Here is a 25,358-nt window from a genome sequence, read left to right as displayed (position 1 = left end):
ATACTGGTCTTTTGCAGAAGAATCGTCTGCCTTAAGGAGATCCATGATGAAATCATCTTCCCGGGTGAAGCCGCGAGCCAAGGCAGACCTCGACCTGATCGATCGAAAGATTCTTTCGATTCTCCGCGAGGAAGGACGACTGACCGTCAACGAACTGGCCAATCGTGTGGGACTGTCGTCCTCGCCATGCTGGTCACGGGTCAGACACCTGGAGGAGATCGGCGTAATCAAGCATTACGCGGCCGTCATCGACCACGTCGCGATCGGCCTGAAGGATATCGTCTTCATCGAAGTCACGCTGGACAAGCACGACGACAAGGTGCTCGCCCGGTTCGGCGATGCCCTTGCAAAGATCCCTGAGGTGATCGAGGCCAATCTCGTCACCGGCGACTACGACTATCTGGTCAAGGTAGCGGTCGCCGACACTACTCACTACGAGCGTTTTCTTCGGGAAAAGCTCTACCGGATTCAAGGCATCCGGCACACGCGATCGACCTTTTCGCTGCGGACCCTGAAGCTCGTGATGTCAGCCGATCCACTGCTCGTCAATGCCGGTGTTTAGTCCCTGGCTCTAATTGAGACGACGTAACAATGAGCCCCACCACATCGTACTTCCAGTGACAGCTCAATTGAAGGAGTAGACATCATGATAAGCCGACGCGCCTTTTCGACCGCACTGCTTGCCAGTGCCGCAGCTTCGCTGGTCTCCACACCCGGCATGGCCGCAAATGCAACCCCGCCAAAGGCACGCAATGTCGTCCTCGTGCACGGGCTGTTCGCCGACGGATCGTGCTGGACTGAAGTGATTGCGCGATTGCAGGCGGCGGGTCTAAACGCCACTTCCGTGCAAAATCCATTGACCACGCTGCCGGAAGCGGTCGCTTCGGCCGAGCGCGTGCTGGCGCGCCAGGACGGCCCGACGGTTCTGGTCGGCCATTCGTTTTCCGGCATGATCGTCACGGAAGCCGGCGTGCATCCGAATGTTTCTGCGCTGGTCTATGTAGCGGCGCGCGCGCCCGATGCCGGTGAGGATTATACCGCCTTGGCCAAGACATTCCCGACGCCGCCGGCCAGCGCGGGAATCGTGTTCGATGGCGATGAAGGACGTCTTTCCGAGGAGGCCTTCTTGCGTGATTTCGCGGGCGACCTGCCCGCGGCAAAGGCGAAGGTTCTCTACGCGGTGCAGCAGCCGTTCCAGAAGTCCCTGCTTGCCGGCAAGACTGCGCACGCGGCATGGCGAACGAAGCCGAGTTACTACGCCGTCTCAACGGAAGATCGCACCATCAATCCCGACCTTGAGCGCTTCATGGCCAAACGGATGGGAGCCAAGACCATCGAGGTGAAGGCCAGCCATCTCTCTCTGATTTCACAGCCCGAGGAAATCACGCAGCTCATCCTCGAAGCCGCGGGACAGCAGGCTTGACGACGCGCGGCACGACTGGCCGCTGCCTGTGCAGCGGCCACGCGTCGGATCTTTCCCGCCAGTCACTTCTTGACGACGAACACCCAGATGACGCCCCCTGCGGCACGTTATTCTCCGGGCCATAGACCTTGCCGTCGGTCGCCAATGCGTCCTGGCTACAGTGCGCGGATAGCGCCGGGACGAGGCGTCAAGCCGATACCTTCGGATGGTCCAGAGATAGCAGCGTGATCACCTTTCCGGCAGTTTGCCAATGCTGATCTCAATCGCCGAAAAATAAGCTGCGAGATCCTCAATGTCCTTGTCGGACAAGGCGGGCGTGACGGCCGACATCGCATCGTTCTTTCGCACGCCGGTCTTGAACGCCTGCAACTGCGCGACGAGATAGGGCTCGATCTGGCCGGCAATGTTTGGTGAATCGGGGGCCTTGGACAGCCCGTCGAGGCCATGGCAAGCTTGGCACATCATCGCTTTGGCGGCACCGGCTTTGGCGTCGCCGGCGTGGCCCGCGTTGGCGCCCGCCAGCAGGAGGCCTGCCGGCGCGAGCAGGTTGACAGCCAACATTGCCCTTCGTGAAAGCGTAGAAATCATCCTGAACCTCGCGTCGCCCAAGCGACGATTGAATGGATGGCCCCGGGCGGGACCATCCAGACATCGTAATCTACTTGGGAATCTACCTGGGAGCTTACTTGCCGTCATACGAGATACGGTAGAGCGCGCCGACCAGATCATCTGACACGATCAGCGACCCATCAGCCAGCTGGGCCACGTCGACGGGACGGCCGAGATAGTAGCCGTTGTCGTTCCAGCCCTCGGCGAACGGCTCGGACTTGCCGGCCACATGGCCGTCATCCTTCAGGAACGTCACCATCAGCCGTGCGCCGACCGGCACGGTTCGATTCCACGATCCATGCTGGGTCGTGAAGATCGCGCCTTGATACTTCTTGGGAAACATGTTGCCGGTATAAAACACGAGGCCGAGGTCAGCCGCATGCGCTGTCTGCTCGACTTCCGGGAACACGACGTTGGCCGGCGGGGTATCATTCTTGTACTCGTTGGTGCGGATCTTGCCGCCACCGTACCAGGGGAAGCCGAAATCCTGCCCAGCGCTGGCGATGCGGTTCAGCTCGCCCGGAGGTATTTCATCGCCCATGCCGTCGACTTGATTGTCGTTGGTCCAGAGCGACTTGTCTTTCGGGTTGAAGTCCATGCCGACTGGGTTACGCAGCCCGACCGCATAGACCTCTCGGTTCTTGCCGTCGCGGTCCATCCGGATAATGCCGCCGATTCCGAGCTTGCGATACAGGTCGAACTTCTCCTTGGCCGGCACATTGTACGGCTGCCCGAGCTGGATATAGAGCTTGTTGTCGGGCCCGATGCGGCATACGCGGGCTGTATGGTTGTAGCTTTCTTCCGATTTCGGGATCAACTCGCCCTCCGGCACGACGACGCTGGCGACGACGTCAGGGCTCTCGTAGAAAAATTCAGCGGCCGGATATTCCAGCACCCGGTTCTGCTCGACGATGTAGAGGAAACCGTCCTTCGAGAAACATCCGCCGTTGGGAATCTTCTTCGGCAAGGTCGGTGCGAACTCTTTCACCTCATCGCCGACGCCGCCGCGTGCGCGATCGGTCACGACCCACGCTTTCGACTTGCGGGTGCCCACAAACGTCGCAACGCCCTGTGGTCCGACGGCGATATGCCGCGCATCCGGAACCAGCGCGTAGAGCGAGATCTGGAAACCAGGCGGCAACTTGATCTTGGCGAGATTTTTCTTGACCTGATCGGCTTTCGCACCGCCCTGCGGAATCTCCGGCCAGTCAGCCGTGCTGCCGGTGGGGCGCATTGCGCCCAATGTTTCGAGCGCGCTGGGCGCAGGCGGCGCCGGTTGGGCGAACGCCGGCCATGCAACAAGCGTGAGTGTAGCTATCGTTCCTAGCAGACAAAATTTCATCGATGCCTCCCTGAAATGCCCCAGTTCTAACGGGTGAGAACTGACCGCCGCTGGGGATTGTATATCAATGCGCTGACAAAAATGATTGTCAAACAGGATTCGTTATGGCGCATGTGGGCGGCAGCCCATTCATTTGCGAAAGCAATGATGGTTCGATTTTGCGCGGGCGAAGAATGCTGCGCTTGCAAGAAACGCGGCGAAGCGTTTGGCGATGTCGGCAACGTACGCAGGAGGGAAATTTCATGCGGCAGATAGTGACCGACGACATGGCAAGCGCGATCTGTTGAACAATAGCAATAACAATTTGATCAGGAGGCTGGCCCGAAGAAATCCCGGCCATGCGACCAACTACTACAGCGGCGCCTGGACACTGCCTGTGCAGCGGCCAGGCGCCGTTCGCTCCCCCACGCCGTCACTTCTTGACGGCGAACACCCAGACCACGCCGCCCTGCGGTACGTTATTCTCGAAGCCGTCGACCTTTCCCGCCAACGCATCCTGGATGCGCTGCGCGTCCACGCCCCAGCCCGACTGGACGGCGATATACTGCGTGCCGTCGACCTCATAGGCGATCGGCATGGCCATGATGCCGGAGTTGGTCTTTTGCTCCCAAAGCAGTTCGCCGGTCTTGGCATGGAAGGCGCGGAACATCCGGTCATTGGTGCCGCCGGCAAGAACGAGGTCCCCCGCAGTCGCGGTCACCGAACCGAATAGCTGCGACTTGGGAAACTTATATGACCAGGCCTTCTTGCCGGTGGCCGGATCCCACGCCTGCAGTTCGCCAAAGTGGGTGGCACCGGGACGCGGCGTCAAGCCGATATCCTCGGGCTTGGTTCCGAGCCAAAGCTGGCCGGCGACCAACGGCACTTTCTCGCCGGTGAAGCCACCGCAGAAATTCTCGTTGGCCGGAACGTAGACCAGTCCGGTCTTCTGACTATACGACGCCGACGGCCAATCCTTGCCACCCCACAGGGATGGACAGAATTCGACCCGCTTGCCCATCACCGGCTTGCGCGCGGGGTCGACAATCGGCCTGCCGCTCTCGGGCTCAATGCCTTTCCAGACGTCGGTATGAACGAAAGGCCAGCCGGCGACATATTTGATGCTGTCCGGCTTGCGCTCCAATACCCAGAAAATCGCGTTGCGTCCGGGATGAATGAGACTCTTGATCGTGCGGCCATCCTTTTGCAGGTCGACCAGCATGGGCGCGTCGACCTCGTCCCAATCCCATGAATCGTTTTGATGGTACTGGAAGTGGGTTTTCATCTTGCCGGTATCGGGATCGAGCGCGAGCACTGAACTCGTGTAGAGATTATCGCCGGGGTGAATGTCGCCCGGCCAAGGCGCGGCGTTGCCGGTGCCCCAATAGACTGTCTTGGTGTCTGGATCGTAATTGCCTGTCATCCAGGCGGATCCGCCACCCGTTTTCCAGTCGTCGCCGTGCCACGTCTCGCTACCTGGTTCACCCGCGCCGGGAATGGTGAAGGTCCGCCACAGTTCCTTGCCAGTATCGGCATCATAGGCAACGACGTAACCGCGCACGCCGAATTCGCCACCGGAACCGCCGACGATCACCTTGCCGTCGACGATCAAGGGCATCAGGGTCAGATACTGCCCCTTCTTGTAATCCTGAACCTTGGTATCCCAGACCACTTTGCCGGTCTTGGCCTCGAGCGCGACCACGTGGTCATCCGTCGTGGCGAGGTACACCTTGTCCTGCCACAATCCCACGCCGCGGTTGGTCGGGTGCAGTTGGAAGAGATCTTCGGGAAGCTGGCGCTTGTATCGCCAGTACTCATCGCCGGTCTTGGCGTTGAGCGCGATCACCTGCCCCGCAGGCGTTGCGATGAACATCACGCCATTGTTGATGATCGGAGGGGCCTCGTGGCCCTCGACCACACCGGTCGAGAACGTCCACACTGGCGTCAGGTTTTTCACATTCGAGGTGTTGATCTGGTCGAGCGGACTGTATCCCTGGCCGTCATAGGTCCGGCGATAATGCATCCAGTTGCCCGGTTCCGGATTCTTGAGTCGATCGGCAGTCACCGGACTGTAGTTCTCGATCGGACCGGCGGCAGCGATCGTAACGAGGCAGGTGGACGCGAGCAAACCCGCCAAAAGCCATTGCTTCAAGGCCATAACGCAACCTCCCCTTTGTTTTCATCTCACGAATTCTGTTTTTCATTGTCGTGGATCGACGGCGGCCCGCCGTCATCTGGCCTGCTGTGCACCTACCTTTCCAATGAATGTTGCAGCCACCGTCAGTGGCCCGTCTTCTGCCACCAACGGAAGCGCCGGCAGACGCCGGGGCGCTGGTCCGAAGATCACTTGCGCGCTTTGCCTGGGGTCATATTCCGAATTATGGCAAACGCATTTGAACACGTCCTTGTCGCCGCCTGCCGCCTTCACCCATGCCGTGATTGGACAACCCGTGTGGACACAGATGGCCGAATAGGCCACGACCCCGCCGGCAGCACGGGCGCGCGTTTCCTCATCCAGCTCAGCCGGATCGAGTTTCACGACGAGTATTTCGTTCAGGCGCGAGCCCTTGCGGACAACGGATGTGTTGGGATCCTTTGGCCAAGCCCGCGCCGGCGGTCCACCGGTTTTCAGATCCTGCGGCTTGATCACCTCGCCGGCGTGTTCCCCTTCGGAAAAAACCAGCACGTCGGCTTTCTGAGGCCGCTCGTTACTGCCAGGCAAATCCTCCTCTGCGATCGAAGATCTCGACGACGCCAGACAAGTTCCCGCGACGAGAGCCGTCAGGATCACTGCGCGCCGCGTCGGATCATGACACACCGCTGTCGCGAATTCCGCGTCTGTGCTTTTGATCGACGATGTGAGTTGATCGGATTTGCACATCACGCAAAGTGATGGAGGGACTCGGTCAAAAGAATGGCGATCGAGAAATTTGTCTTTTGCGCAATGCGCCCTCCGGTTGTGTCAGCGATTTCGGGAAAAGCCCGCAAAAGCAAGCGTCCATCGCACGTCTTGCGATGACAACCGCAGCCTGGCCGCATCATGCGTATTTCGCAGAACAGCTCAGCCTTCTGTGATGTGCGGTGCGTTATAAGCGCGCGCGAACGAGATCGAGAATTGCGCGGCGTGGGCGCGAAGCTTTGGCGCACGCCGGTGCCCGTTGCACGAATGGTGAAAGTCTGCTGTGGCGGGCGGCGCAGAAGAAAGCTTCTTCCATTGGTCCAACAGCGACGTTCGAATTTGACGACAATTGCTTTTGCATAGGCTACTGCGTCAGCGCTACTGACCAAATGCAATTCTTTGCCGATGCCCCGCTTTTGCCAAACATGCGGACGCAAATGTAGAACGCCTTGTGGCGGCCGATCCGCCAAGCGCGGCCTACTGAACAACAGCCAATAATAATGATCAGGAGGATGGCTCAAAGAAATCCCAGCCAGACAGCAAGGAATTTCGAAGCGCCAGCGTCGAGCGATCAGCCGTAACGTTTTTCGCTCACGTCGGAGCTACCATCAGCAGCTTACGAAGAGCGAGGATCGATCATGATTACTTTGAAGATTAACGGCCAGCAAAAGAACTGGGATGGCGATCCCGACCTTCCGCTGCTCTGGTTCCTCCGCGATGAAGCCGGACTGACGGGCACGAAATACGGTTGCGGCCAAGCGCTGTGTGGCGCCTGCACCGTGATCGTCGACAAGCAGGCGGTACGCGCCTGCATCACGTCGGTGTCCGACGTGGTCAATCGGGAGGTCACGACCATCGAAGGCCTTCATCCGACCGGCGATCACGCGGTCCAGAAGGCCTGGCGCCAACTCAATGTTCCGCAATGCGGCTTTTGCCAGGTCGGCCAGATCATGCAGGCGGCGGCGCTGCTGATCGAGAATCCAAAACCCAACCACGATCAGATACGCGAGGCGATGGCGGGCAATATCTGCCGCTGCGGCTGCTATCAGCGCATCGAAAACGCGGTCCACCTCGCTTCGACGGGGGTATGATCATGAACATATCAACCAATCCCAAAAAACTCCGCGGCTTTGAGCGATACGTCAAAGTCGACAACGTTTCGCGCCGCAACATCCTGAAAGGCCTCGGGCTGGCCGGCGGCTTCGTGCTGGCCGCGCCCGTGATGTCGCGCCCCGCCTTGGCCGCGTACCAGACCGGCGCGGACAAGATGCCCCACGGAACCGTGGTGGACCCGCGCGTGTTCGTCGCAATCGCGCCTGATGGCATTGTCACGATCGTCGCACACCGTGCCGAGATGGGAACCGGCGTCCGCACCAGCCTGCCGATGATCGTCGCCGAAGAGATGGAGGCCGACTGGTCACGCGTCCGCGTCCAGCAGGCGCATGGTGACGAGGTCAAATTCGGCAATCAGGATACCGACGGATCGCGCAGCACGCGTCACTATTTGATGCCGATGCGTCAGATCGGCGCTTCGGCGCGCTCGATGCTTGAAACCGCAGCGGCGAAACGCTGGGGTGTGCCGGCAACCGAGGTGAAGGCGGTCAATCACGAGGTCGTCCACAGTGCGAGCTCACGCCGCATCGGCTTTGGCGATCTGGCGGCCGACGCCGCCAAGGAGCCGGTGCCGAGCGTGGAAGGCCTGAAGCTGAAAGATCCAAAGGATTTCCGCTATCTGGGCAAAGGCCAGATCAGCATGGTCGATCTGCGCGACATCACGGTGGGCACCGCGCGTTACGGCGCGGACGTTCGCCTGCCCGGCATGAAATACGCCGTCATTGCCCGCCCGCCGGTAACCGGCGGCAAGGTCTCGTCGTTCGACGGATCGGCGGCGATGAAGGTTTCCGGCGTCGAGAAGGTGATGGAGGTCAAGGGCTGGCCGTGGCCTTCGAAATTCCAGCCGCTCGGCGGCGTCGCCGTAATCGCGCGCAACACCGGTGCGGCGATCAAGGGCCGCGACGCCTTGAAGATCGTCTGGGATGACGGCGCCAACGGCAAATATGAGTCGGTCGCCTACCGGGCCGAACTGGAGGAAGCCGCACGGAAGCCCGGTCTCGTGCTGCGCAAGGAAGGCGACGTGGAAGCCGCCCTGAAGGGCGCCGACAAGGTAATCGTCGGCGAGTACTATCTGCCGCATCTGGCCCATGTCTCCATGGAACCCCCGGTCGCAGTCGCGAATGTCAGCGGCGACAAGGCCGAGATCTGGGCGCCGGTGCAGAGCGCGGGCGGAACGCGCGAGGACGTCGCCAAAACGCTTGGCATTCCCGAGGGGAATGTCACCGTCAACGTCACCCTGCTCGGCGGCGGGTTCGGGCGCAAGTCGAAGTGCGATTACGCCATCGAAGCCGCCCTGCTCTCAAAAGAGCTCGGCGCGCCGGTCAAGGTGCAATGGACAAGGGAAGACGACGTTCGCAACGGCTTCCTGCACACCGTCTCGGTGGAACGTATCGAGGCCGGCCTGGACAAGAGCGGCAAGGTGACGGCTTGGCGCCATCGCAGCGTCGCGCCGAGCATCGCCTCGACGTTTGCCGCTGATACGGTGCATCAGGCCCCGTTCGAACTCGGCATGGGGCTGGTCGATATGCCCTTCGAGATCGCCAACGTACAGTGCGAGAATCCGGAAGCGGCCGCGCATGCCCGCATCGGCTGGTTCCGCTCGGTGTCAAACATCCCGCGCGCCTTCGCGGTGCAGTCGATGGTCGCTGAAATCGCCCATGCCACCAAACGCGACCAAAAGGATATGCTGCTGGAACTGATCGGCTCGCCCCGGATCGTCAAGCTCGATTCGGTGAAAGACCTCTGGAACTACGGCGAGCCCTATGACAGCTACCCGATCGATACCGCGCGGCTTCGCAAGGTCGTCGAACTGGTCGCGGACAAGGGCGGCTGGGGGCGGTCCGTCCCCAAGGGGCACGGGCTCGGCATTGCCGCGCATCGCAGCTTCGTCAGCTACATCGCGACCATCGTCGAGGTGGCCGTTGACGAAAAAGGCAAGCTCACCGTGCCACGGGTCGATACCGCGATCGATTGCGGCACCTACGTCAATCCGGAGCGGATCCAGTCGCAGATCGAGGGCGCCGCGATCATGGGCATGAGCCTCGCCAAACATGGCGCGATCACCTTCAAGGACGGCAAGGTGCAGCAGGGCAATTTCGACGATTTCCCGGTGATCCGGATCGACGAGGCCCCTGGTGTCACGAATGTCTACATCGTGCCTCCCGGCCCCGACACGCCGCCCAGCGGCGTCGGCGAGCCGGGTGTGCCGCCCTTTGCACCGGCGCTGATCAACGCGATCTTCGCCGCGACCGGCAAGCGGATCCGCGCCCTGCCGATCGGGAAGCAATTGGAGGCGTAGCGGGAACGTTAGGCCGAACGGGCCGTTTCAATGGTCTGAGAGGAGTTCAGACCGATGAAACCCAACGCAACGGCGCTCGCGGTATCGCTGCTGTCGAGCGTGCTTCTACTCGATGTTCAGGCGGCGACCGCTCAAACGACGTCGCCGCCGAGTGCCACGGCGACGCGGCCGGCGACGACGCCGCCCGGTCAAACCTCCATGCCTAACGATAGCCCGCCGGCCACGACAACCCAGACCACCGGCGAAGCCAGTCGCGACCCCGTGGTGAAGAAAATGAACGAGGACGAAAAGCAGAAAGTCGATACCAAAGGCAAGTAGCTCGCGGACGGGCCAACAGAAGCAATAAGGGGCAGCGGCGAACATTCGCCGGCTGCCCTTTTTCTGAGGCTAACCAGCCTCGGCCGATTTTCCGCCCTTCCCGAACACACGGCTCGCCAGCACGTCCGACGCCTCGATCGACCTGATATCATCCGCCGTCAGGACATGATCGAGATCGGCGACGAGGCGATTGGCCTGCCGCAGCCGCAGGCGGTCCAGCCCATTGCGGATCGAGCGCGCATTGGAGAACAGCGGCTGGTTCTTGCGCAATACGATATAGCGCACGAACTCGGCGCGCGCTTCCTTCGTGAATCCATAGTTCATATCTCGCAGCATCAGCTCTGCGATGGCGAGCAGCTCATCGTCTGCATAATCCGGAAAATCAATGTGGTGCGCGATCCGTGAGCGGAAGCCGGGATTGCTGGCGAAAAACTTGTCCATGCGGTCGCCGTAGCCTGCAAGGATCACCACCAGATCCTCACGCTGTGATTCCATCACCTGCAGCAGGATCTCGATCGCCTCCTGACCGTAGTCCCGCTCGTTGTCCGGCCGGTGCAGATAATAGGCCTCGTCGATGAACAGCACGCCGCCCATCGCCTTCTTCAGGATCTCCTTGGTCTTCGGCGCGGTGTGACCGATATATTGCCCGACCAGCTCGTCGCGCGTCACCGACACCACCTGGCCGCGGCGCACGTAACCGAGCCTGTGCAGGATGCTGGCGATCCGCAGCGCCACCGTGGTCTTTCCGGTGCCGGGATTTCCCGTAAATGACATGTGCAGCGTCGGCGCCTCCGACGCCAGCCCCATGCGCTTGCGGATCCGTTCGATCAGCAGCAGCGACGCAATCTCGCGGATACGTGTCTTTACCGGCTTCAAGCCGATCAGTTCGCGGTCGAGCTGCGAGAGGATCTCCTCGATGCCGACGGCTTCGAGTTCATCGCGCAGGTTGACCGCCTCAGTCATGGGGGAGGTATCCACGTCCATCTGCTAACCTCAATGCGCTGCGCGCGTCGTTTCGAAAAGACTCCGTCGCCGCTTCCGCAGCGACGGAGCAGTGCGTCCGGCAGGCGCAGGCACGATCAGGGAGATCGCGTCTGCCGGACCGAACGGGTGCCTAACCGTAGCGCCGGCCCTCCGGGCGATCGGCGGCGTATGATGTGGTCGTGTAGCGGATATTGCGCCCGGCCATTTCGTGCCGATCGAGCCGGAAGCCGGGCTCCGCCTTCGGCCGGTTGACGATGAAGGACAGCCGCACCGATTCCCAGCCGTGACTGGAATCGAACGCCGACAGGCGGATGTAGCGCTCGCCATACACCTTGCGGCATTCATTCAGCTCCATCATCACGCCAGCGGCGTCGCGGAGGTCGAACATCGGCAGGCCCCACATCTCCCAGAAGTTATTGCGGGGATGCGGATCGTCGGTGAATTCGATGTTCACCGCCCAGCCGTTCTCCAGGCAGTACTGGACCTGGCGGGAAATCTGCTCGTCGGTGAGGTCGGGCAGGAACGAGAAACAGCCTTGGGTAATGCGCATGATTTGCTCTCCTTACATCGCAACCGAGGGCGTGGGGACGTAGTCCGGCATGTCGGTCGATTCATAGTTGAAGGTGACGTCCTTCCAGACCTCGAGCGCCGCCTTCAACGGCGTGCAGGTCTCGGCCGCCTTGGCGAGGATCTCCGGGCCCTCGTGCAGGTAGTCGCGTCCCTCATTGCGGGCGAGGATCATCGCCTCCAGCGCCACGCGGTTGGCGGTCGCGCCGGCCTGGATGCCCATGGGATGGCCGATGGTGCCGCCGCCGAACTGCAGGATCACGTCTTCGCCGAGATGATCGAGCAGCTGGTGCATCTGGCCGGCATGAATGCCGCCTGACGCCACCGGCATCAGCTTGTTGAGGCTGGCCCAGTGCTGGTCGAAGAACACGCCGTGCTCCAGCCGCGCCGGGTTATAGTCCTCGCGGCAGATGTCGTAATAGCCGCGCGTGGTCGCGGGATCGCCTTCCAGCTTGCCGACCACGGTGCCGGCATGGATGTGATCGACGCCGGCGAGCCGCATCCATTTCGCGATGACGCGGAACGACACGCCGTGGCTGCGCTGCCTCGTATAGGTCGAATGCCCTGCCCGATGCAGATGCAGGATCATGTCGTTGCGGCGGGCCCATTTGGCCATCGACTGGATCGCGGTGTAGCCGATCACGAGGTCGATCATGATGATGACCGAACCGAGCTCCTTGGCGAATTCGGCACGCTCGTACATGTCCTCCATGGTGCCGGCGGTGACGTTGAGATAAGTGCCCTTGATCTCACCGGACGCGGCCTGCGCCTTGTTGACGGCCTCCATGCAATAGAGGAACCGCTCCCGCCAGTGCATGAAGGGCTGCGAGTTGATGTTCTCGTCATCCTTGGTGAAGTCGAGCCCGCCCTTCAGCGCTTCATAGACCACACGGCCGTAGTTACGCCCCGAGAGGCCGAGCTTCGGCTTCACGGTGGCGCCGAGCATCGGCCGGCCGAACTTGTCCATCCGCTCGCGCTCGACCACGATGCCGGTCGCCGGTCCCTGGAAGGTCTTCACGTAGGCCACCGGCAACCGCATGTCTTCCAGCCGCAGCGCCTTCAGCGGCTTGAAGCCGAACACATTGCCGATGATCGAGGCCGACAAATTGGCGATCGAACCGGGCTCGAACAGGTCGAGATCGTAGGCGATGTAGGCGAAATACTGCCCCGGCGAGTTCGGCACGGGATCGACGCGGAAGCACTTTGCGCGGTATTTTTCTGCCGCTGTCAGCCGGTCAGTCCACACCACCGTCCATGTCGCGGTCGAGGATTCGCCCGCCACCGCTGCCGAGGCCTCGATCGGATCGACACCGTCCTGCGGCGTCACCCGGAACAGCGCAATGATGTCGGTGTCCTTGGGCGTGTAGTCGGGCTCCCAGTAGCCCATCTTCTTGTATTCGAGGACGCCGGACTTGTAGCGATCCTTGCCGCGAACGGTCATCGAGTGCATGTTCATCGTGGTCTCCTCGTTTGGTGTGCGGCGACTGGTCGGGATCGAGGCGGTCATCAGTTCATTCGGCGGCATCGGCCATTCCTCCCGTGCGTGGATCGAGCGCGCCCGAGCGGTAGCGCCTGGCCATCTCGGCCAACGGAATGACCTTGATCTGTGAGGCGTGGCCCGCGGTGCCGAACTGCTCGAAACGCTCGCGGCAGAGGTCGCGCAAGCTGTCCATCGCCGGTTTCAGGAACTTGCGCGGATCGAATTCACCTCGCGCTTGCACCGCCACCTTTCGAAACGCCGCGGTCATCGCCAGCCGGCAGTCGGTGTCGATATTGACCTTGCGGACGCCGTGCCTGATGCCACGGACGATTTCCTCGACCGGCACGCCCCAGGTCTGCGGCATCTCGCCGCCGAATGCGTTGAAGGCGTCCTGCAGCGGCTGCGGCACCGATGAGGAGCCGTGCATCACCAGGTGCGTATTGGGGAGCCGGCGATGGATTTCCTCCACCACCCGCATCGCCAGAATGTCGCCATCCGGCTTGCGCGAGAATTTATACGCGCCGTGCGAGGTGCCCATCGCAATCGCCAGCGCATCGACCTTGGTGGCCCGAACGAAATCGACAGCCTGGTCCGGATCGGTCAGCAATTGATCGTGGCTGACCTCGCCTTCGACGCCATGACCGTCCTCCTGCTCGCCGCCGCCATGTTCGAGCGAGCCGAGCACGCCCAACTCACCTTCCACCGAGGCGCCGATCCAGTGCGCCATATCGACCACCCGGCGGGTGATGTCGACGTTGTATTCGTAGCTCGCCGCGGTCTTGGCATCGGCCTTCAGCGAGCCGTCCATCATGACGGAGGTGAAGCCGTGCTGCAGCGCGGTGGCGCAGGTCGATTCCTCGTTGCCATGGTCCTGATGCAGGCAGAGCGGAATCTGCGGATGCATCTCTTCCAGCGCATCGATCATCTTCGCCAGCATGATGTCGTTGGCATAGGAGCGCGCGCCCCTCGAGGCCTGGATGATGACGGGCGCATCGACCGCTGCCGCCGCATCCATGATCGCAAGCCCCTGCTCCATATTGTTGATGTTGAAGGCCGGCACGCCGTAGCCGTGTTCGGCGGCATGATCCAGCAATTGCCTTAGGGTAATTCGCGCCATGTGGGCCTCCGTGTCATTGATCGGCGTCTGAGTTTCATGCGTAGGTCACCGCCATCCGCGAGCGCGCGACGCAGCGCAGCGCGGCCTTTGCGGCCTCCTCGGCGGTGATGCCGAATTCGCGGTAAAGCGTTTCCGCTGGCGCCGAGGCGCCGAAGCCGGTCATGCCGATGAATTCGCCGCCATCGCCGAGCCAGCGCGCCCAGTCGCCCTCGATGGCAGCCTCGATACCGACCCTCGGAACGCGTCCGAGAACGGCGGTGCGGTATTCGCGGGATTGGCGGCGAAACAGCTCGAAGCACGGCGCCGAGACGACCGCAGCGCGGACACCGTCTTTCTCGAGCAGGCTTGCCGCTTCGAGCGCGATCGACACTTCGGAGCCGGTTGCAATCAAGGTGACGTCGCGGCCATCCTCCGGTTCGACGACGACATAGGCGCCGAACGCGACCAGATTGGTTTCATTAGCGTCTTCACGGAATGTCGGGAGCGCCTGCCGCGACAGGCATAGCACCGACGGATTCGCATCCGCCCGCAGCGCGCAGTCCCACGCCTCCGCGGTCTCAACCGCATCGCCTGGACGGAATACCAGCAGGTTCGGTATCGCCCGCAGCGATGCCAGATGCTCGACCGGCTGATGCGTCGGACCGTCTTCGCCTAGTCCGATCGAGTCATGCGTCATCACATGGATGACGCGGATACCCATCAGCGCGGCCAGCCGGATCGCGGGGCGGCTGTAATCCGCAAAGCTGAGAAACGTGCCGCCATACGGGATGAAGCCGCCATGCAATGCGATGCCGTTCATCGCAGCCGCCATGGCATGCTCGCGGACGCCGTAATGGATGTAGCTGCCATCGAACGCATCGGGCCGCACCGGTTGCTGCGTTTTTGCACGCGTCAGGTTCGAATGGGTCAGGTCGGCCGAGCCGCCCAGGAGATTGGGCAGCGCTTCCGCGATCACGTCGATCACCAGTTGCGATGCCTGCCGGGTCGCGATTTTCGGCCGTTCGGTGCCGAACCGTGTCCGAATCTGCGCCATTACGTCGGCGTACCCACAGGGCAGCTTTCGATTCAGCGCATCATGGAACGGCGATCGTGTTGTCGAACTCTGGCGTCTGCTGCGCTCGATCCATGCCCGCCGCGCCGCATGTCCTTGGGCGCCGATTTCGCGCCAGGCATCGGTGACGGCCTCCGGAACCTGAAATGGCGCGTGCGGCCAGTCCAGCGCGCTGCGCGTCTTCTCGATTTCATCCGCCCCGAGCGGCGCGCCATGCGCCTTTTCCGTCCCTTGGCGGTTGGGCGAACCAAAACCGATCACCGTGCGGCAGGCAATCAGGGATGGCCGGCTGTCGTGCCGCGCGTGCCGGATCGCCGCCGCAATCGCTTCGGGGTCATGGCCATCGATCCGGGTCGCCGACCAGCCCGACGCCTTGAAGCGTGCGATCTGGTCATCCGAGCATGACAGCGAGGTCGAGCCGTCTATCGATATTTCGTTGTCGTCATACAGCACGATCAACCGGCCGAGCTTGAGATGTCCCGCCAGCGAAATCGCTTCCTGGCTGAGGCCCTCCATCAGGCAGCCGTCGCCGGCGATCACATAGGTATAGTGATCGACCAGATCGTCGCCGAAGCGCGCATTCATCAGCCGCTCCGCCAGCGCCATCCCGACCGCGGTTGCGATCCCCTGCCCCAGCGGGCCCGTGGTCGTTTCCACGCCGGCCGTATGCCCGTATTCCGGATGACCTGGGGTTTTCGATCCCCACTGCCTGAACGCCTTCAGCTCGTCCGTCGTCACGCCGGCGTAACCGGTCAGATGCAGCAGTGCATACAGCAGCATCGAGCCGTGGCCGGCCGACAATATGAACCGGTCGCGATCCGGCCACGCCGGATCGGCGGCGTCGAATTTAAGGAAGCGCGAAAACAGCACCGTTGCCACATCGGCCATGCCCATCGGCATGCCGGGATGGCCCGACTTCGCGTTTTCGACGGCGTCGATGGCCAGAAAGCGGATCGCATTCGCCATTTCGGCATGCGAAACGTCCGGCTGGGTGGCGATACGGGACAGGGCGAGATCAGTCATAGCATGCGCCTCTTGCGTTCGATCAGTTGCAGGATCAGCGGGGTGAGGATGAGTTGCATCGCTAGATCGAGCTTCGATCCGTGGATCACGATCGAATTAGCCCGCGACATGAAACTGTTCGGAATCATCGACAGCAGATAGGGAAAATCGATGCCGCGCGGGTTCTTGAGCCGGATCACCACCATCGATTCGTCGGGCGTCGGTATCCAGCGCGCAATGAACGGGTTCGACGTGTCGACCGTCGGCACACGCTGAAAGTTGATGTCAGTCTCGGTGAATTGCGGGCAGATATAATTGATGTAGTCCGGCATTCGCCGCAGAATGGTATCGGTCACCGCCTCGGCGGTGTAGCCGCGGTCGCTGCGGTCGCGATGCAGCTTCTGGATCCACTCCAGATTGATGACGGGCACGACGCCGATCTTGAGGTCGGCATGCTGCGCGATATTGACCTTCTCAGTCACGACAGCGCCATGCAGGCCTTCATAGAACAACAGATCCGATTTTTCAGGCAGCGGAGTCCATTCGGTGAAGGTGCCGGGATCCGCGCCATGGAGCCTGGCCTCGTCATGATCGTGGACATAATGCCTGATGGTTCCGGTCCCGGACTCGCCGTAGTCGCGGAACAGTTTCTCCAGTTCCTCGAACAGGTTTGTTTCCGGACTGAAATGGCTGAAATGCTTGTTGCCGCGCTCGGCCTCCTCGGCCATTTTCGTGCGCATCTCAATGCGGTTGTAGCGGTGGAAGGCGTCGCCCTCGACATAGGCGGCCGCGACCTTCTCGCGGCGGAAGATGTTTTCAAACGTCTTCTTCACCGAAGTCGTACCGGCGCCGGATGATCCGGTAATCGATATAATGGGATAGCTGCGTGACATCTGTTCTTTCCGGTCAGCGAAACAGGCCGCGCCGCGCAAACAGCGGCGCGTCGCTATTGTCGAACATCGGTTCGATGCCTTCGTGAATGGCGGCGACGTCGCGAACGCCGCGCATCGATCCCATGATCAGCGGCACCCGCTGGTGTGGTGTTTTCGCCGAAAGTTCGAGAATGCGACGACGGCCGGTAGTCGCGGCCCCGCCCGCCCACTCCATCACGAGCGCCATCGGATGGGCTTCGTAAAGCAGGCGAAGACGACCGTCGCGATATCCCGGGCGCGAATCCGCCGGGTAAAGGAACACACCACCTCGAACGAGAATGCGAAGGGACTCCGCGACCAGCGAGCCGATCCAGCGCATATTGAAATCGGCCGAACCGTTGCCACTCGTGCCGGCCAGGCAATCGTCGATATAGGCCCGCACCGGCCCATGCCAGTGCCGCTGGTTCGACGCGTTGATGGCAAACTCAGGCGTGTTCGGCGCAATTCTCACGCGACGCGCGATCAGCAGGAACTCCCTGTTGCGCCGGTCCAGAATGAAGATGTCGACACGCTCGTCGAACGCCAGGACCAGCGTGGTCTGAGGACCGTAGACCACGAAACCGGCCGCACACTGCGCCGTGCCGGGCTCGAAGAAGGTGGAGATGATATCATTGCCGCGCGACCGAATAGAAAAGATGGTTCCGACCGAGATATTGTTCTCGAGGTTGGCCGATCCGTCGAGCGGATCGATGGCGACGCAGAGCGACGCCTCGGCATTGAGCACCTCGGGCAGATCCAGTTCCTCGGACAGGACGGCCGCAACCGGGGTGGCACGTAACGCCGCCCGCATCATCGCGTCGGCGGCGAGGTCGATATCCTTCTGATGGTCGCCATCGGAATTGACGCCACGGGTTCGTCCGGTGATGCCCGCCAACGGTCCGTCGGCGATGAGATCGGAAAGGCCGATCGCAGCGGCGGCAATCGCCTCGATCACGGCGGCCACGGCCGGGCCGGTCGGCGTCTCCGACCCTGCATGATCGAGATGCGAGCATAGGGTTATGCGTGCGTCCATGGCCGTTCCCCGATTGGCGCCCTCTTCGGGGCCACTCCAATGCGTCATGCCGTTCGGCACGCCGCGCTCCAAGAACAACCCAATTTGCAAAATTAGTGAAATTTTCTTATCTTTGGCTTTGGCAAAGTTTTTCTTATAATGGTGGACCCATGGCAGCCAGATTTCCGCGGGAATTGACCATTCGCCAGCTGCGCGCGCTCGCGGCCGTTCACCGCGACCGGTCGGTTACCGCTGCCGCCAAACACCTGCATCTCACGCAGCCGGCCGTCACGCTGCAGATCCGCAATCTGCAGGAGCTTGCAGGCCTGCCGCTGATTCAGCGCACCAGTGACGGCATGCTGTTGACCGATGCCGGGCGCGAAGTGCTCTCGCTCTCCGAGCGTATCGAAGCGGCAATTGCGGATTGCGAGACCTCGCTCGAGATGATGGCCGGAAAGACCGCAGGCCGCATCTCGATCGGCGCCGTCAGCACCGCGAAATATTTCGTCCCGTTCATGATCTCCGGCTTCTCGAAACGCCATCCGAACGTCGACGTCACGCTCTCGATCGGAAACCGCCAGGAGATCGGCGAGGCGCTACGCGGCTATGATCTCGATTTCGCAATCATGGGCCGCCCACCGGCCGACATCGACATGGATGTCCACCCGATCGGCGATCATCCCCATGTCATTATTGCTCCGACCAGCCACCGCCTGGTGCGAAAATCCCGCATCCCGCCGAGCGACCTTGCCGACGAAACCTTCCTGACGCGCGAACCCGGCTCCGGCACCCGTGGCCTGATGGAGCAACTGTTCGAAACGGCGCGCATTCGGCCGAAAATCGGCATGGCGATGAGCAGCAACGAGACGATCAAGCAGGCGGTGATCGCGGGTCTCGGAATTGCGTTCATTTCGGCGCACACGGTTGCCACCGAACTCGACGAACGGCGGCTGGTCACGCTCGACGTGGTTGGTCTTCCCGTCGTCAGGCAATGGTTTGTGCTTTCACGAAAGGACAAGATCCTGCTGCCGCCGGCGCGCGCCATGCTGGAATTCCTCAGCGCCCGCGGCGCGCAATTCCTGCCGCGAACCCACGGCAGGATAAGGATCACCCGCACGTCGGCACGCGGCAAACGCCGATAGCGCGTTATGCGGATGCCGAAGGACTGGCCGAACGCCAAATTGGTCAGCCGAGCGTCGAGGCGTCGGACGAAGGAATCTCTCAGACTTTAGTTGGTGAGTCCTGCCGCCGCTTGCCTCGGGTTATCGCAGCCATGACCGCCTCATGACGCGCGGGCGCAGGTTGACTTCTTTCCGCATTGTCCAAATACTTGCCGAAAGCCGGAAAAACCGGTCCAGGCGATAACGATAATTCAGTGGGAGGACGACACGATGCCGACTTCACGCAGAACGCTTCTGAAGACTTCTGCCGCTGCCGCCGCCGCATTCAGCCTCGATTGGACACGCGCGCAGGCCCAAGCCGAGACCGTACGCATCGGGCTGATCTACGATTTGACCGGGCCGTTCGCGGCGGGCGGATCGGTAGCTTCTTCGATTGGTACACAGATCGCCATCGACCTCGTCAACGAGAAAGGCGGCGTCGGCGGCAAGTACAAGGTCGCTCCCGTCGCCGTCGATTCCCAGAGCAAGCCGGATGTCGCGATCAATGAGGCCAACCGTCTGATCGACCAGGAGAAGGTCGACATCCTCAACGGCGTCTTTGCAAGTTCGCACGCCGTCCCGCTCGCGGCCAAGGTCGAGCAGCAGAAGAAGATCCTCTGGATTACGACCGCGGTCTCGACCGCCGTGTTCAAGGACAAGAACCTGCAATATGTCTTCCGGGCGCAGATCCATTCCGACCAGTATGGCCAGGCCTTTGCGGGATTTATCGCCGAACATGCCAAGGCCAAGCTCGGCATGGAGCCAAAGGACGTCAAGGTCGCGCTGATCCACGAGGACGGCCCTTACGGTGTCGGCGTTGCCGCCGCCGACGAAGCCTATGCCAAGGAAGCCGGCCTGCAAGTCGTTCTCAAGGAAGGTTATTCCGCATCCGCCCCCGATCTTTCCGTGCTGGTGACCAAGCTCAAGCGCGCCAAAGCCGACGTGATCTCGCACGCAGGATACAACCCCGATATCACCCTGTTCCTGCGTCAGGCGCGCGAGAACGGCCTCAAGTTCAAGATGCTGTTCGGCGCCGGCGCGGGCTACAGCCAACTCGACAAGTTGCGTGCGACGTTCGCCGCCGACATCGACAATTTCTGCAACATCGATCCGGTGCCCGCGCAGTTGCTCGATGCTTCGAAACTCGCGCCCGGGGTCGGCGACCTCACCAAGATCATGGTGGAGCGCTACAAGGCCAAGACCGGCGCGACCGACGTTCCGCCGCACTGCTCGATGGGCTTCAACCAGACCTGGATCCTGCTCAACAACGTGCTGCCGGTCGCCAAGGAGAAATACGGCGGTTTCGATCCCGAGGCCATTCGCAAGGCGGCGCTCGACGTGGATATCCCCGCGGGCGGCACCATCCAGGGCTACGGCGTAAAATTCTATCGGCCCGGCACGCCGCTCTCCGGCCAGAACGAGCGCTCGACCCCGGTGGTGATGCAGAACGCGGGCGAGCACATCTCGGTGGTTTGGCCGACCAACATCAGGACGCAGGACCCGGTGTTTCCGCTGCCGAAATCATCGGTGTATGCGGTGTAGCGTTGTCGGGGCTTCATCCTTCGAGACACGGCTGGCGCCGAGCCTCGGATGAGGTCTTGCATCGCGCAAACTGCCAGATCCTCATGGTGAGGAGCGCGGCAACGCCGCGCGTCTCGAACCATGTGGCCCGGATGGGTGTTATTCAGCAATCACCAAAGCCTCAGAGCGTCACACGCCGCCCCTCCTCCGCCGCCCAGTAGCCGGCGTAGTTGACCTTGATCGTCTCGAAGGCCAGCGCCAGGTCCGAGAGCGGCTGCCGGCCGGTGGCGACGCATTCCATAAAATCCTGGATTTCCTGCACGTAGCCGCGCGTCCATTCTTCCTCGATGCAGACATATTGCCAGCCGGTCTTCCGGTCGACCTTCTCGGTGATGTAGACGCCTGCAAGCTTCTCCTCGCTGGTCTGATAGCTCATCATGTGCGTATTCGGCGTGATGTTGGCGAACAGCGCGCCGCTGCTGGTATGGGTTTCGATCAGATTGCGCACGCCGCCGAGGATCATGTCGCCGGAAAAAACCGCTGCCTTGGTGCCGTCGGAGAAGGTGGCCGTGAGCATGCCCCAATCCTCGACGTCGACGGGATTGGCCTTGAGCACGGCACGTTCTTCCGGACGCAGGCACGCCGTGACGTTGCCGACGTCACACGTCACGCTCGCAACCGTGATCGTCTCCCCGCGCGCGCGCGCCTCGACCTGCTTGAGATAGAGTACCGCCGAAAGCGGATGGCACCCCATCCGGATCAGCGAGCCGCCGCCGGTCATCGCCCATTGCGCGGCGTGCGCGGCATGCGAGCCGGAGTGACTCTCCTCCCCCTTCATGAACAGGATCTTGTCTTTCGTGGCCTTGAGGATCTCGACGGTCTTGGTCACTGCCGGCGCGTAGATCCAGTCCTCCGCATACATGAACAGCCGGCCGGTCTTCTCGATCGCCGCGCGGGTCGCGGCCATTTCCTCCAGCACCCGCTCGTACATCAGTGCTTTGGGTACATGTTTGCCGATCGGCGTCTTGTCGCCTTCGCGCCCGAAATAGCCAGCAAACGGTTTTTCGCAGATCACGTGCTTGCCGGCCTGCATCGCATCGACGATCATCGACGTGTGCAAATTGGGCGGCGTGCAGATGTCGATGACATCGAGATCAGCGTCAGCGATCAAATCACGAAAGCTGCGATACGCCGTCGGGATCTGGTGACGACGGGCAAACTCGACGACATGGTCGCCTCTTGCCGCGACGGCCCTGACTTCGATATCGACGCCGTAAACACGCCGGTAGGCATGCATGTGCAGCTCGGACACGAAGCCGCAGCCGGCCAGACCGATCCTGATTTTCGCCATTGCGCGAGTGCCTTCGGGTTGTCGTCGAGGCTAGTTCAGCTGACACCCTTGCGGCGCATCAATGCGGCGAAGAGCTCGGTCAGGCCGAACTTCCAGGGTTCACAATCGCCGCTGTGGCGCATGCGGTTGGTCAGCCGGCCGAGTTTTGGGGTTGCGACCGTTACCAGATCGCCTTCCACATGGGTGAACCCCTGCCCCTTCGCGGCACGGTCCTGGATCGGGGCGAACATGGTGCCGAGGAACAGCACGAAACCATCAGGGTATTGATGGTTCTCGTTGATGGTCTGCCCGACGATGTCGGCCGGGTCGCGGCTGATCTGGGTCAGGGAAGATGCGCCGTGCAGGACAAAACCCTCCGGCCCCTTCACTTCCAGCGAGATCTCCATCTTCCTGACGTCGTCGAGCGTGAAGTCCCGGTCGAAGAACCGCACGAATGGACCAATGGCGCAGGACGCGTTGTTGTCCTTGGCCTTGGACAACAGCAGTGCCGAGCGTCCCTCAAAGTCGCGCAGATTGACATCGTTGCCAAGCGTCGCGCCGACGATGCGGCCCTCGCTCGTCACCACCAGCACCACCTCGGGCTCCGGATTATTCCAGGTCGATTTCGGATGCAGGCCCGCATCCACGCAGGTGCCCACCGCCGACAGCACGGGAGCCTTGGTAAACACCTCCGCGTCCGGCCCGATGCCGACTTCGAGATACTGGCTCCAGGCATTTTGGGAAACCAGTACATCCTTGACGTGCTGGGCTTCGGCCGAGCCCGGCTTCAGTTGCGACAGGTCGGTGCCGACGATCCGCGTCACCTCGGCCCGGATCGCCACCGCCGAATCCGGATTGCCGCGCGCGCGCTCCTCGATCACCCGTTCCAGCATCGAGACCGCGAAGGTGACGCCGGCCGCCTTGATCACCTGCAGATCGATCGGGGCCAGCAGCCACGGCTTGGTCGGATCACGGGTGTCAGGCGGCGTGTTGTTCAAAATATCCTGCAGCGCGCCGATCCGCACGCCTTTCGTGGCGCGCAACGCTTCGGCCGGATCGGAGGCCGCAAGCTGGCTGGCGGTGGGGAATTCGTCTGATATGTCGAACACGCCGTTCTCGCGGATCGCGACCACCGACGGACCGGCGAGATCGGGTCGCCAGACCCTCCCCATCAGCGCGGCGCTTGCGAAATCGTCGGGCAGAATAAAGGCGGCGTTGGTAGCGATCTGCATCGGGCGGGTCCTTGCGAGGTCGTCATCTTGTAAGGCTGCCTCGTGCATAGAGGGGAACCGCGCGACGGGTCAACTCCTTCCGCCCTGGGGCCCCGTTCCGATGGAATCGGGGCCCTGGATTCTTGTTTTGACGCGTTTCTAGACGCGAACCGGTCATCACCCCGGATCAAATCCGGGGCAGGCTTTCGCTGGAAAACGCTCCAGCCTTATCGCGGCGCAACATAAAAAGGCCGGCGGGTGTTTCACCCGCCGGCAGCAGTGGTGGTCCGCTCAAGCGCCGTCGTCAGGCCGCCTTCGCCTTGCTTTTCGCCACATGGCTCGAGATGGCATCCATCAAGGCCGGTGACAGGCAATCATAGGGCTCAAGCCCGAGTTCTTTCAGCCGGGACCTGATGCCATCCATCTCGCCCGGTTGAACGCCGGACTCCAGCACGGACGACACGAACGCGGCAAACCCGGGAGCCGCCCAGCCGCCTTCCTGGAACAGTTCGGGATGGATGAAGTCGAGGCCATAGAATGGATGCCCGGTGTTCTCGATCCGGCCATACATATGCGTGCCGCAGGCCTTGCAGGCATAGCGCTGAATGGTCGCCGACGCGTCGACAATCTGCAGCTTGTCGCCGTTCTCGGTCACCTTCACATTGTCGCGCGGAACCACGGCGACGACGGAGAACGCCGCGCCGGAGGGCTTCCAGCACTTGGTGCAGCCGCAAGCGTGGTTGTGGGCCACGTCGCCCTTGATGGCGACCTTGACCGGCCTGTCCGAGCATTTGCAGACAAGGGTGCCGCCGGCAAAGCTGCCCGACCCCTTTTTTACGCCGCTATCAACCGATGGATGGATATGAGCAGTCATGGGCCTGTCCTCCTTGTGTTTGAAGTCTTTAAATCAGAACACGACAACCGAACGGATCGACTTGCCTTGATGCATGAGGTCGAATCCCTGGTTGATCTCCTCGAGCTTGAGGACGTGTGTGATCATCGGATCGATCTCGATCTTTCCGTTCATGTACCAGTCGACGATTTTCGGCACATCCGTGCGGCCGCGCGCGCCGCCAAAGGCCGTGCCCTTCCAGACGCGACCGGTCACCAGCTGGAACGGCCGGGTGGCGATTTCCTTGCCGGACTCCGCGACCCCGATAATGACCGAGACGCCCCAGCCGCGGTGGCACGCTTCGAGGGCCTGCCGCATCACATTGGTGTTGCCGGTGCAGTCGAAGGTGTAGTCGGCGCCGCCGTCGGTGAGCCCGACCAGATGCTGGACGATGTCGCTGACCTTGGTCGGGTTGACGAAATGGGTCATGCCGAAACGGCGGCCCCAGTCTTCCTTGCCGTCGTTGATGTCGACGCCGACGATCTTGTCGGCGCCCACCATCTTCGCACCCTGGATCACGTTGAGCCCGATGCCGCCGAGACCGAACACGACGACGTTGGAGCCCGGTGTCACCTTGGCGGTATTGACCACCGCGCCGACGCCCGTCGTCACGCCGCAACCGATGTAGCAGCTCTTGTCGAAGGGTGCGTCCTCGCGAATCTTGGCCACCGCGATCTCCGGCAGCACGGTAAAGTTCGAGAAGGTCGAGCAACCCATATAGTGGTAGATCGGGTTGCCTTTATGGCTGAAGCGCGAGGTGCCGTCCGGCATCACCCCCTTGCCCTGGGTGGCGCGGATGGCGGTGCAGAGATTGGTCTTCTGGCTCAGGCAGCTTTTGCACTGGCGGCATTCCGGCGTGTAGAGCGGGATCACGTGATCGCCGGCCTTGACCGACGTGACGCCAGGTCCCACTTCGCGGACGATGCCGGCGCCCTCATGACCGAGGATCGACGGAAAGATGCCTTCGCTGTCGAAGCCATCGAGCGTGTAAGCGTCGGTGTGACAGATTCCGGTCGCCTTGATCTCGACGAGGACCTCTCCGGCCTTCGGGCCTTCCAGATCGACCTCAACGATTTCAAGAGGCTTCTTGGCCTCGAATGCGACAGCGGCGCGGGTCTTCATTCTAAACTCCACATTT

The 25,358-nt window shown here is 61.9% G+C and carries 23 protein-coding genes; 7 read left to right on the top strand and 16 right to left on the bottom strand.

Translation table 11 applies throughout. From position 1 onward, the window contains the following. The first annotated feature begins 46 nt into the window (after window positions 1-46). Window positions 47-562 (top strand): Lrp/AsnC family transcriptional regulator, encoded by a 516-nt coding sequence (locus ACPPVP_RS16330; RefSeq protein ID WP_426535995.1) that lies wholly within the window; start codon window positions 47-49, stop codon window positions 560-562. A gap of 81 nt (window positions 563-643) precedes the next feature. Then, the gene (locus ACPPVP_RS16325; RefSeq protein WP_426537887.1) at window positions 644-1,423 is read left to right on the top strand and encodes an alpha/beta fold hydrolase; all 780 of its coding nucleotides are present in this window, start codon (window positions 644-646) and stop codon (window positions 1,421-1,423) included. 228 nt (window positions 1,424-1,651) lie between these two features. On the opposite strand, the gene ACPPVP_RS16320 is transcribed toward ACPPVP_RS16325, so the two are convergent. The 5 genes from ACPPVP_RS16320 to ACPPVP_RS16300 form a co-directional block, all read right to left on the bottom strand. Beyond that, window positions 1,652-1,984, bottom strand: coding sequence for a c-type cytochrome (locus ACPPVP_RS16320; protein WP_426535993.1), 333 nt, complete (start codon window positions 1,982-1,984; stop codon window positions 1,652-1,654). Between the two features lie 121 nt (window positions 1,985-2,105). Then, a complete protein-coding gene (locus ACPPVP_RS16315; RefSeq protein WP_426535991.1) occupies window positions 2,106-3,374 on the bottom strand; it encodes a PQQ-dependent sugar dehydrogenase in 1,269 nt (422 codons plus the stop codon). Between the two features lie 412 nt (window positions 3,375-3,786). Next, entirely contained in the window at window positions 3,787-5,511 is a 1,725-nt protein-coding gene (locus ACPPVP_RS16310; RefSeq protein WP_426535986.1) for a methanol/ethanol family PQQ-dependent dehydrogenase, read from the bottom strand. Between the two features lie 72 nt (window positions 5,512-5,583). Beyond that, window positions 5,584-6,234, bottom strand: a complete 651-nt coding sequence (locus ACPPVP_RS16305) for a ubiquinol-cytochrome c reductase iron-sulfur subunit (protein WP_426535984.1) — start codon at window positions 6,232-6,234, stop codon at window positions 5,584-5,586. Further along, complete coding sequence (locus tag ACPPVP_RS16300) at window positions 6,234-6,689, bottom strand: hypothetical protein (protein WP_426535982.1); 456 nt, start codon at window positions 6,687-6,689, stop codon at window positions 6,234-6,236. The genes ACPPVP_RS16305 and ACPPVP_RS16300 overlap by 1 nt, the downstream gene beginning before the upstream one ends. Window positions 6,690-6,890: 201 nt before the next feature. On the opposite strand from ACPPVP_RS16300, the gene ACPPVP_RS16295 reads away from it, so the two are divergent. From ACPPVP_RS16295 to ACPPVP_RS16285, 3 genes are read left to right on the top strand one after another with little or no spacing between them, the layout of a single operon-like run. Further along, window positions 6,891-7,343, top strand: a complete 453-nt coding sequence (locus ACPPVP_RS16295) for a (2Fe-2S)-binding protein (RefSeq protein WP_426535980.1) — start codon at window positions 6,891-6,893, stop codon at window positions 7,341-7,343. Window positions 7,344-7,345: 2 nt separating this feature from the next. Further along, window positions 7,346-9,664 (top strand): molybdopterin cofactor-binding domain-containing protein, encoded by a 2,319-nt coding sequence (locus ACPPVP_RS16290; protein WP_426535978.1) that lies wholly within the window; start codon window positions 7,346-7,348, stop codon window positions 9,662-9,664. A 54-nt stretch (window positions 9,665-9,718) separates the two neighbouring features. Further along, the gene (locus ACPPVP_RS16285; RefSeq protein ID WP_426535976.1) at window positions 9,719-9,982 is read left to right on the top strand and encodes a hypothetical protein; all 264 of its coding nucleotides are present in this window, start codon (window positions 9,719-9,721) and stop codon (window positions 9,980-9,982) included. A gap of 69 nt (window positions 9,983-10,051) precedes the next feature. On the opposite strand, the gene cbbX is transcribed toward ACPPVP_RS16285, so the two are convergent. The 7 genes from cbbX to ACPPVP_RS16250 form a co-directional block, all read right to left on the bottom strand. Next, complete coding sequence (gene cbbX, locus ACPPVP_RS16280) at window positions 10,052-10,945, bottom strand: CbbX protein (protein WP_426535974.1); 894 nt, start codon at window positions 10,943-10,945, stop codon at window positions 10,052-10,054. 151 nt (window positions 10,946-11,096) lie between these two features. After that, window positions 11,097-11,516, bottom strand: coding sequence for a ribulose bisphosphate carboxylase small subunit (locus ACPPVP_RS16275; RefSeq protein WP_426535972.1), 420 nt, complete (start codon window positions 11,514-11,516; stop codon window positions 11,097-11,099). A 12-nt stretch (window positions 11,517-11,528) separates the two neighbouring features. Further along, window positions 11,529-12,989, bottom strand: coding sequence for a form I ribulose bisphosphate carboxylase large subunit (locus ACPPVP_RS16270; RefSeq protein ID WP_426537885.1), 1,461 nt, complete (start codon window positions 12,987-12,989; stop codon window positions 11,529-11,531). A gap of 55 nt (window positions 12,990-13,044) precedes the next feature. Continuing rightward, window positions 13,045-14,130, bottom strand: coding sequence for a class II fructose-bisphosphate aldolase (gene fba, locus ACPPVP_RS16265; protein ID WP_426535970.1), 1,086 nt, complete (start codon window positions 14,128-14,130; stop codon window positions 13,045-13,047). 34 nt (window positions 14,131-14,164) lie between these two features. Next, entirely contained in the window at window positions 14,165-16,204 is a 2,040-nt protein-coding gene (tkt, locus tag ACPPVP_RS16260) for a transketolase (RefSeq protein ID WP_426535968.1), read from the bottom strand. Continuing rightward, window positions 16,201-17,076, bottom strand: a complete 876-nt coding sequence (locus tag ACPPVP_RS16255) for a phosphoribulokinase (RefSeq protein WP_426535966.1) — start codon at window positions 17,074-17,076, stop codon at window positions 16,201-16,203. The genes tkt and ACPPVP_RS16255 overlap by 4 nt, the downstream gene beginning before the upstream one ends. 13 nt (window positions 17,077-17,089) lie before the next feature. Next, entirely contained in the window at window positions 17,090-18,127 is a 1,038-nt protein-coding gene (locus ACPPVP_RS16250) for a class 1 fructose-bisphosphatase (protein ID WP_426535964.1), read from the bottom strand. Window positions 18,128-18,276: 149 nt separating this feature from the next. On the opposite strand from ACPPVP_RS16250, the gene ACPPVP_RS16245 reads away from it, so the two are divergent. Further along, window positions 18,277-19,248 carry a LysR family transcriptional regulator gene (locus ACPPVP_RS16245; RefSeq protein ID WP_426535962.1) on the top strand — a complete coding sequence of 324 codons (972 nt, stop codon included), beginning with the start codon at window positions 18,277-18,279 and terminating at the stop codon, window positions 19,246-19,248. A gap of 249 nt (window positions 19,249-19,497) precedes the next feature. Then, window positions 19,498-20,808, top strand: a complete 1,311-nt coding sequence (locus ACPPVP_RS16240) for an ABC transporter substrate-binding protein (protein ID WP_426535960.1) — start codon at window positions 19,498-19,500, stop codon at window positions 20,806-20,808. Window positions 20,809-20,968: 160 nt separating this feature from the next. On the opposite strand, the gene ACPPVP_RS16235 is transcribed toward ACPPVP_RS16240, so the two are convergent. The 4 genes from ACPPVP_RS16235 to ACPPVP_RS16220 form a co-directional block, all read right to left on the bottom strand. After that, the gene (locus tag ACPPVP_RS16235; RefSeq protein ID WP_426535958.1) at window positions 20,969-22,138 is read right to left on the bottom strand and encodes a Gfo/Idh/MocA family protein; all 1,170 of its coding nucleotides are present in this window, start codon (window positions 22,136-22,138) and stop codon (window positions 20,969-20,971) included. A gap of 35 nt (window positions 22,139-22,173) precedes the next feature. Beyond that, a complete protein-coding gene (locus ACPPVP_RS16230; protein WP_426535956.1) occupies window positions 22,174-23,349 on the bottom strand; it encodes a fumarylacetoacetate hydrolase family protein in 1,176 nt (391 codons plus the stop codon). Window positions 23,350-23,632: 283 nt separating this feature from the next. Then, window positions 23,633-24,202: an S-(hydroxymethyl)glutathione synthase gene (gfa, locus tag ACPPVP_RS16225; RefSeq protein WP_426535954.1), complete on the bottom strand. Its 570-nt coding sequence runs from the start codon at window positions 24,200-24,202 to the stop codon at window positions 23,633-23,635. 33 nt (window positions 24,203-24,235) lie between these two features. Beyond that, entirely contained in the window at window positions 24,236-25,342 is a 1,107-nt protein-coding gene (locus ACPPVP_RS16220) for an S-(hydroxymethyl)glutathione dehydrogenase/class III alcohol dehydrogenase (protein ID WP_426535952.1), read from the bottom strand. Window positions 25,343-25,358: the final 16 nt, after the last annotated feature.

It is taken from the genome of Bradyrhizobium sp. McL0615 (assembly GCF_049993905.1).
In the GTDB taxonomy this organism is placed as follows: domain Bacteria; phylum Pseudomonadota; class Alphaproteobacteria; order Rhizobiales; family Xanthobacteraceae; genus Bradyrhizobium.
The sequence above is the reverse complement of the archived record's forward strand: the minus strand, read 5'-3'. Positions and strand labels throughout refer to the sequence as shown.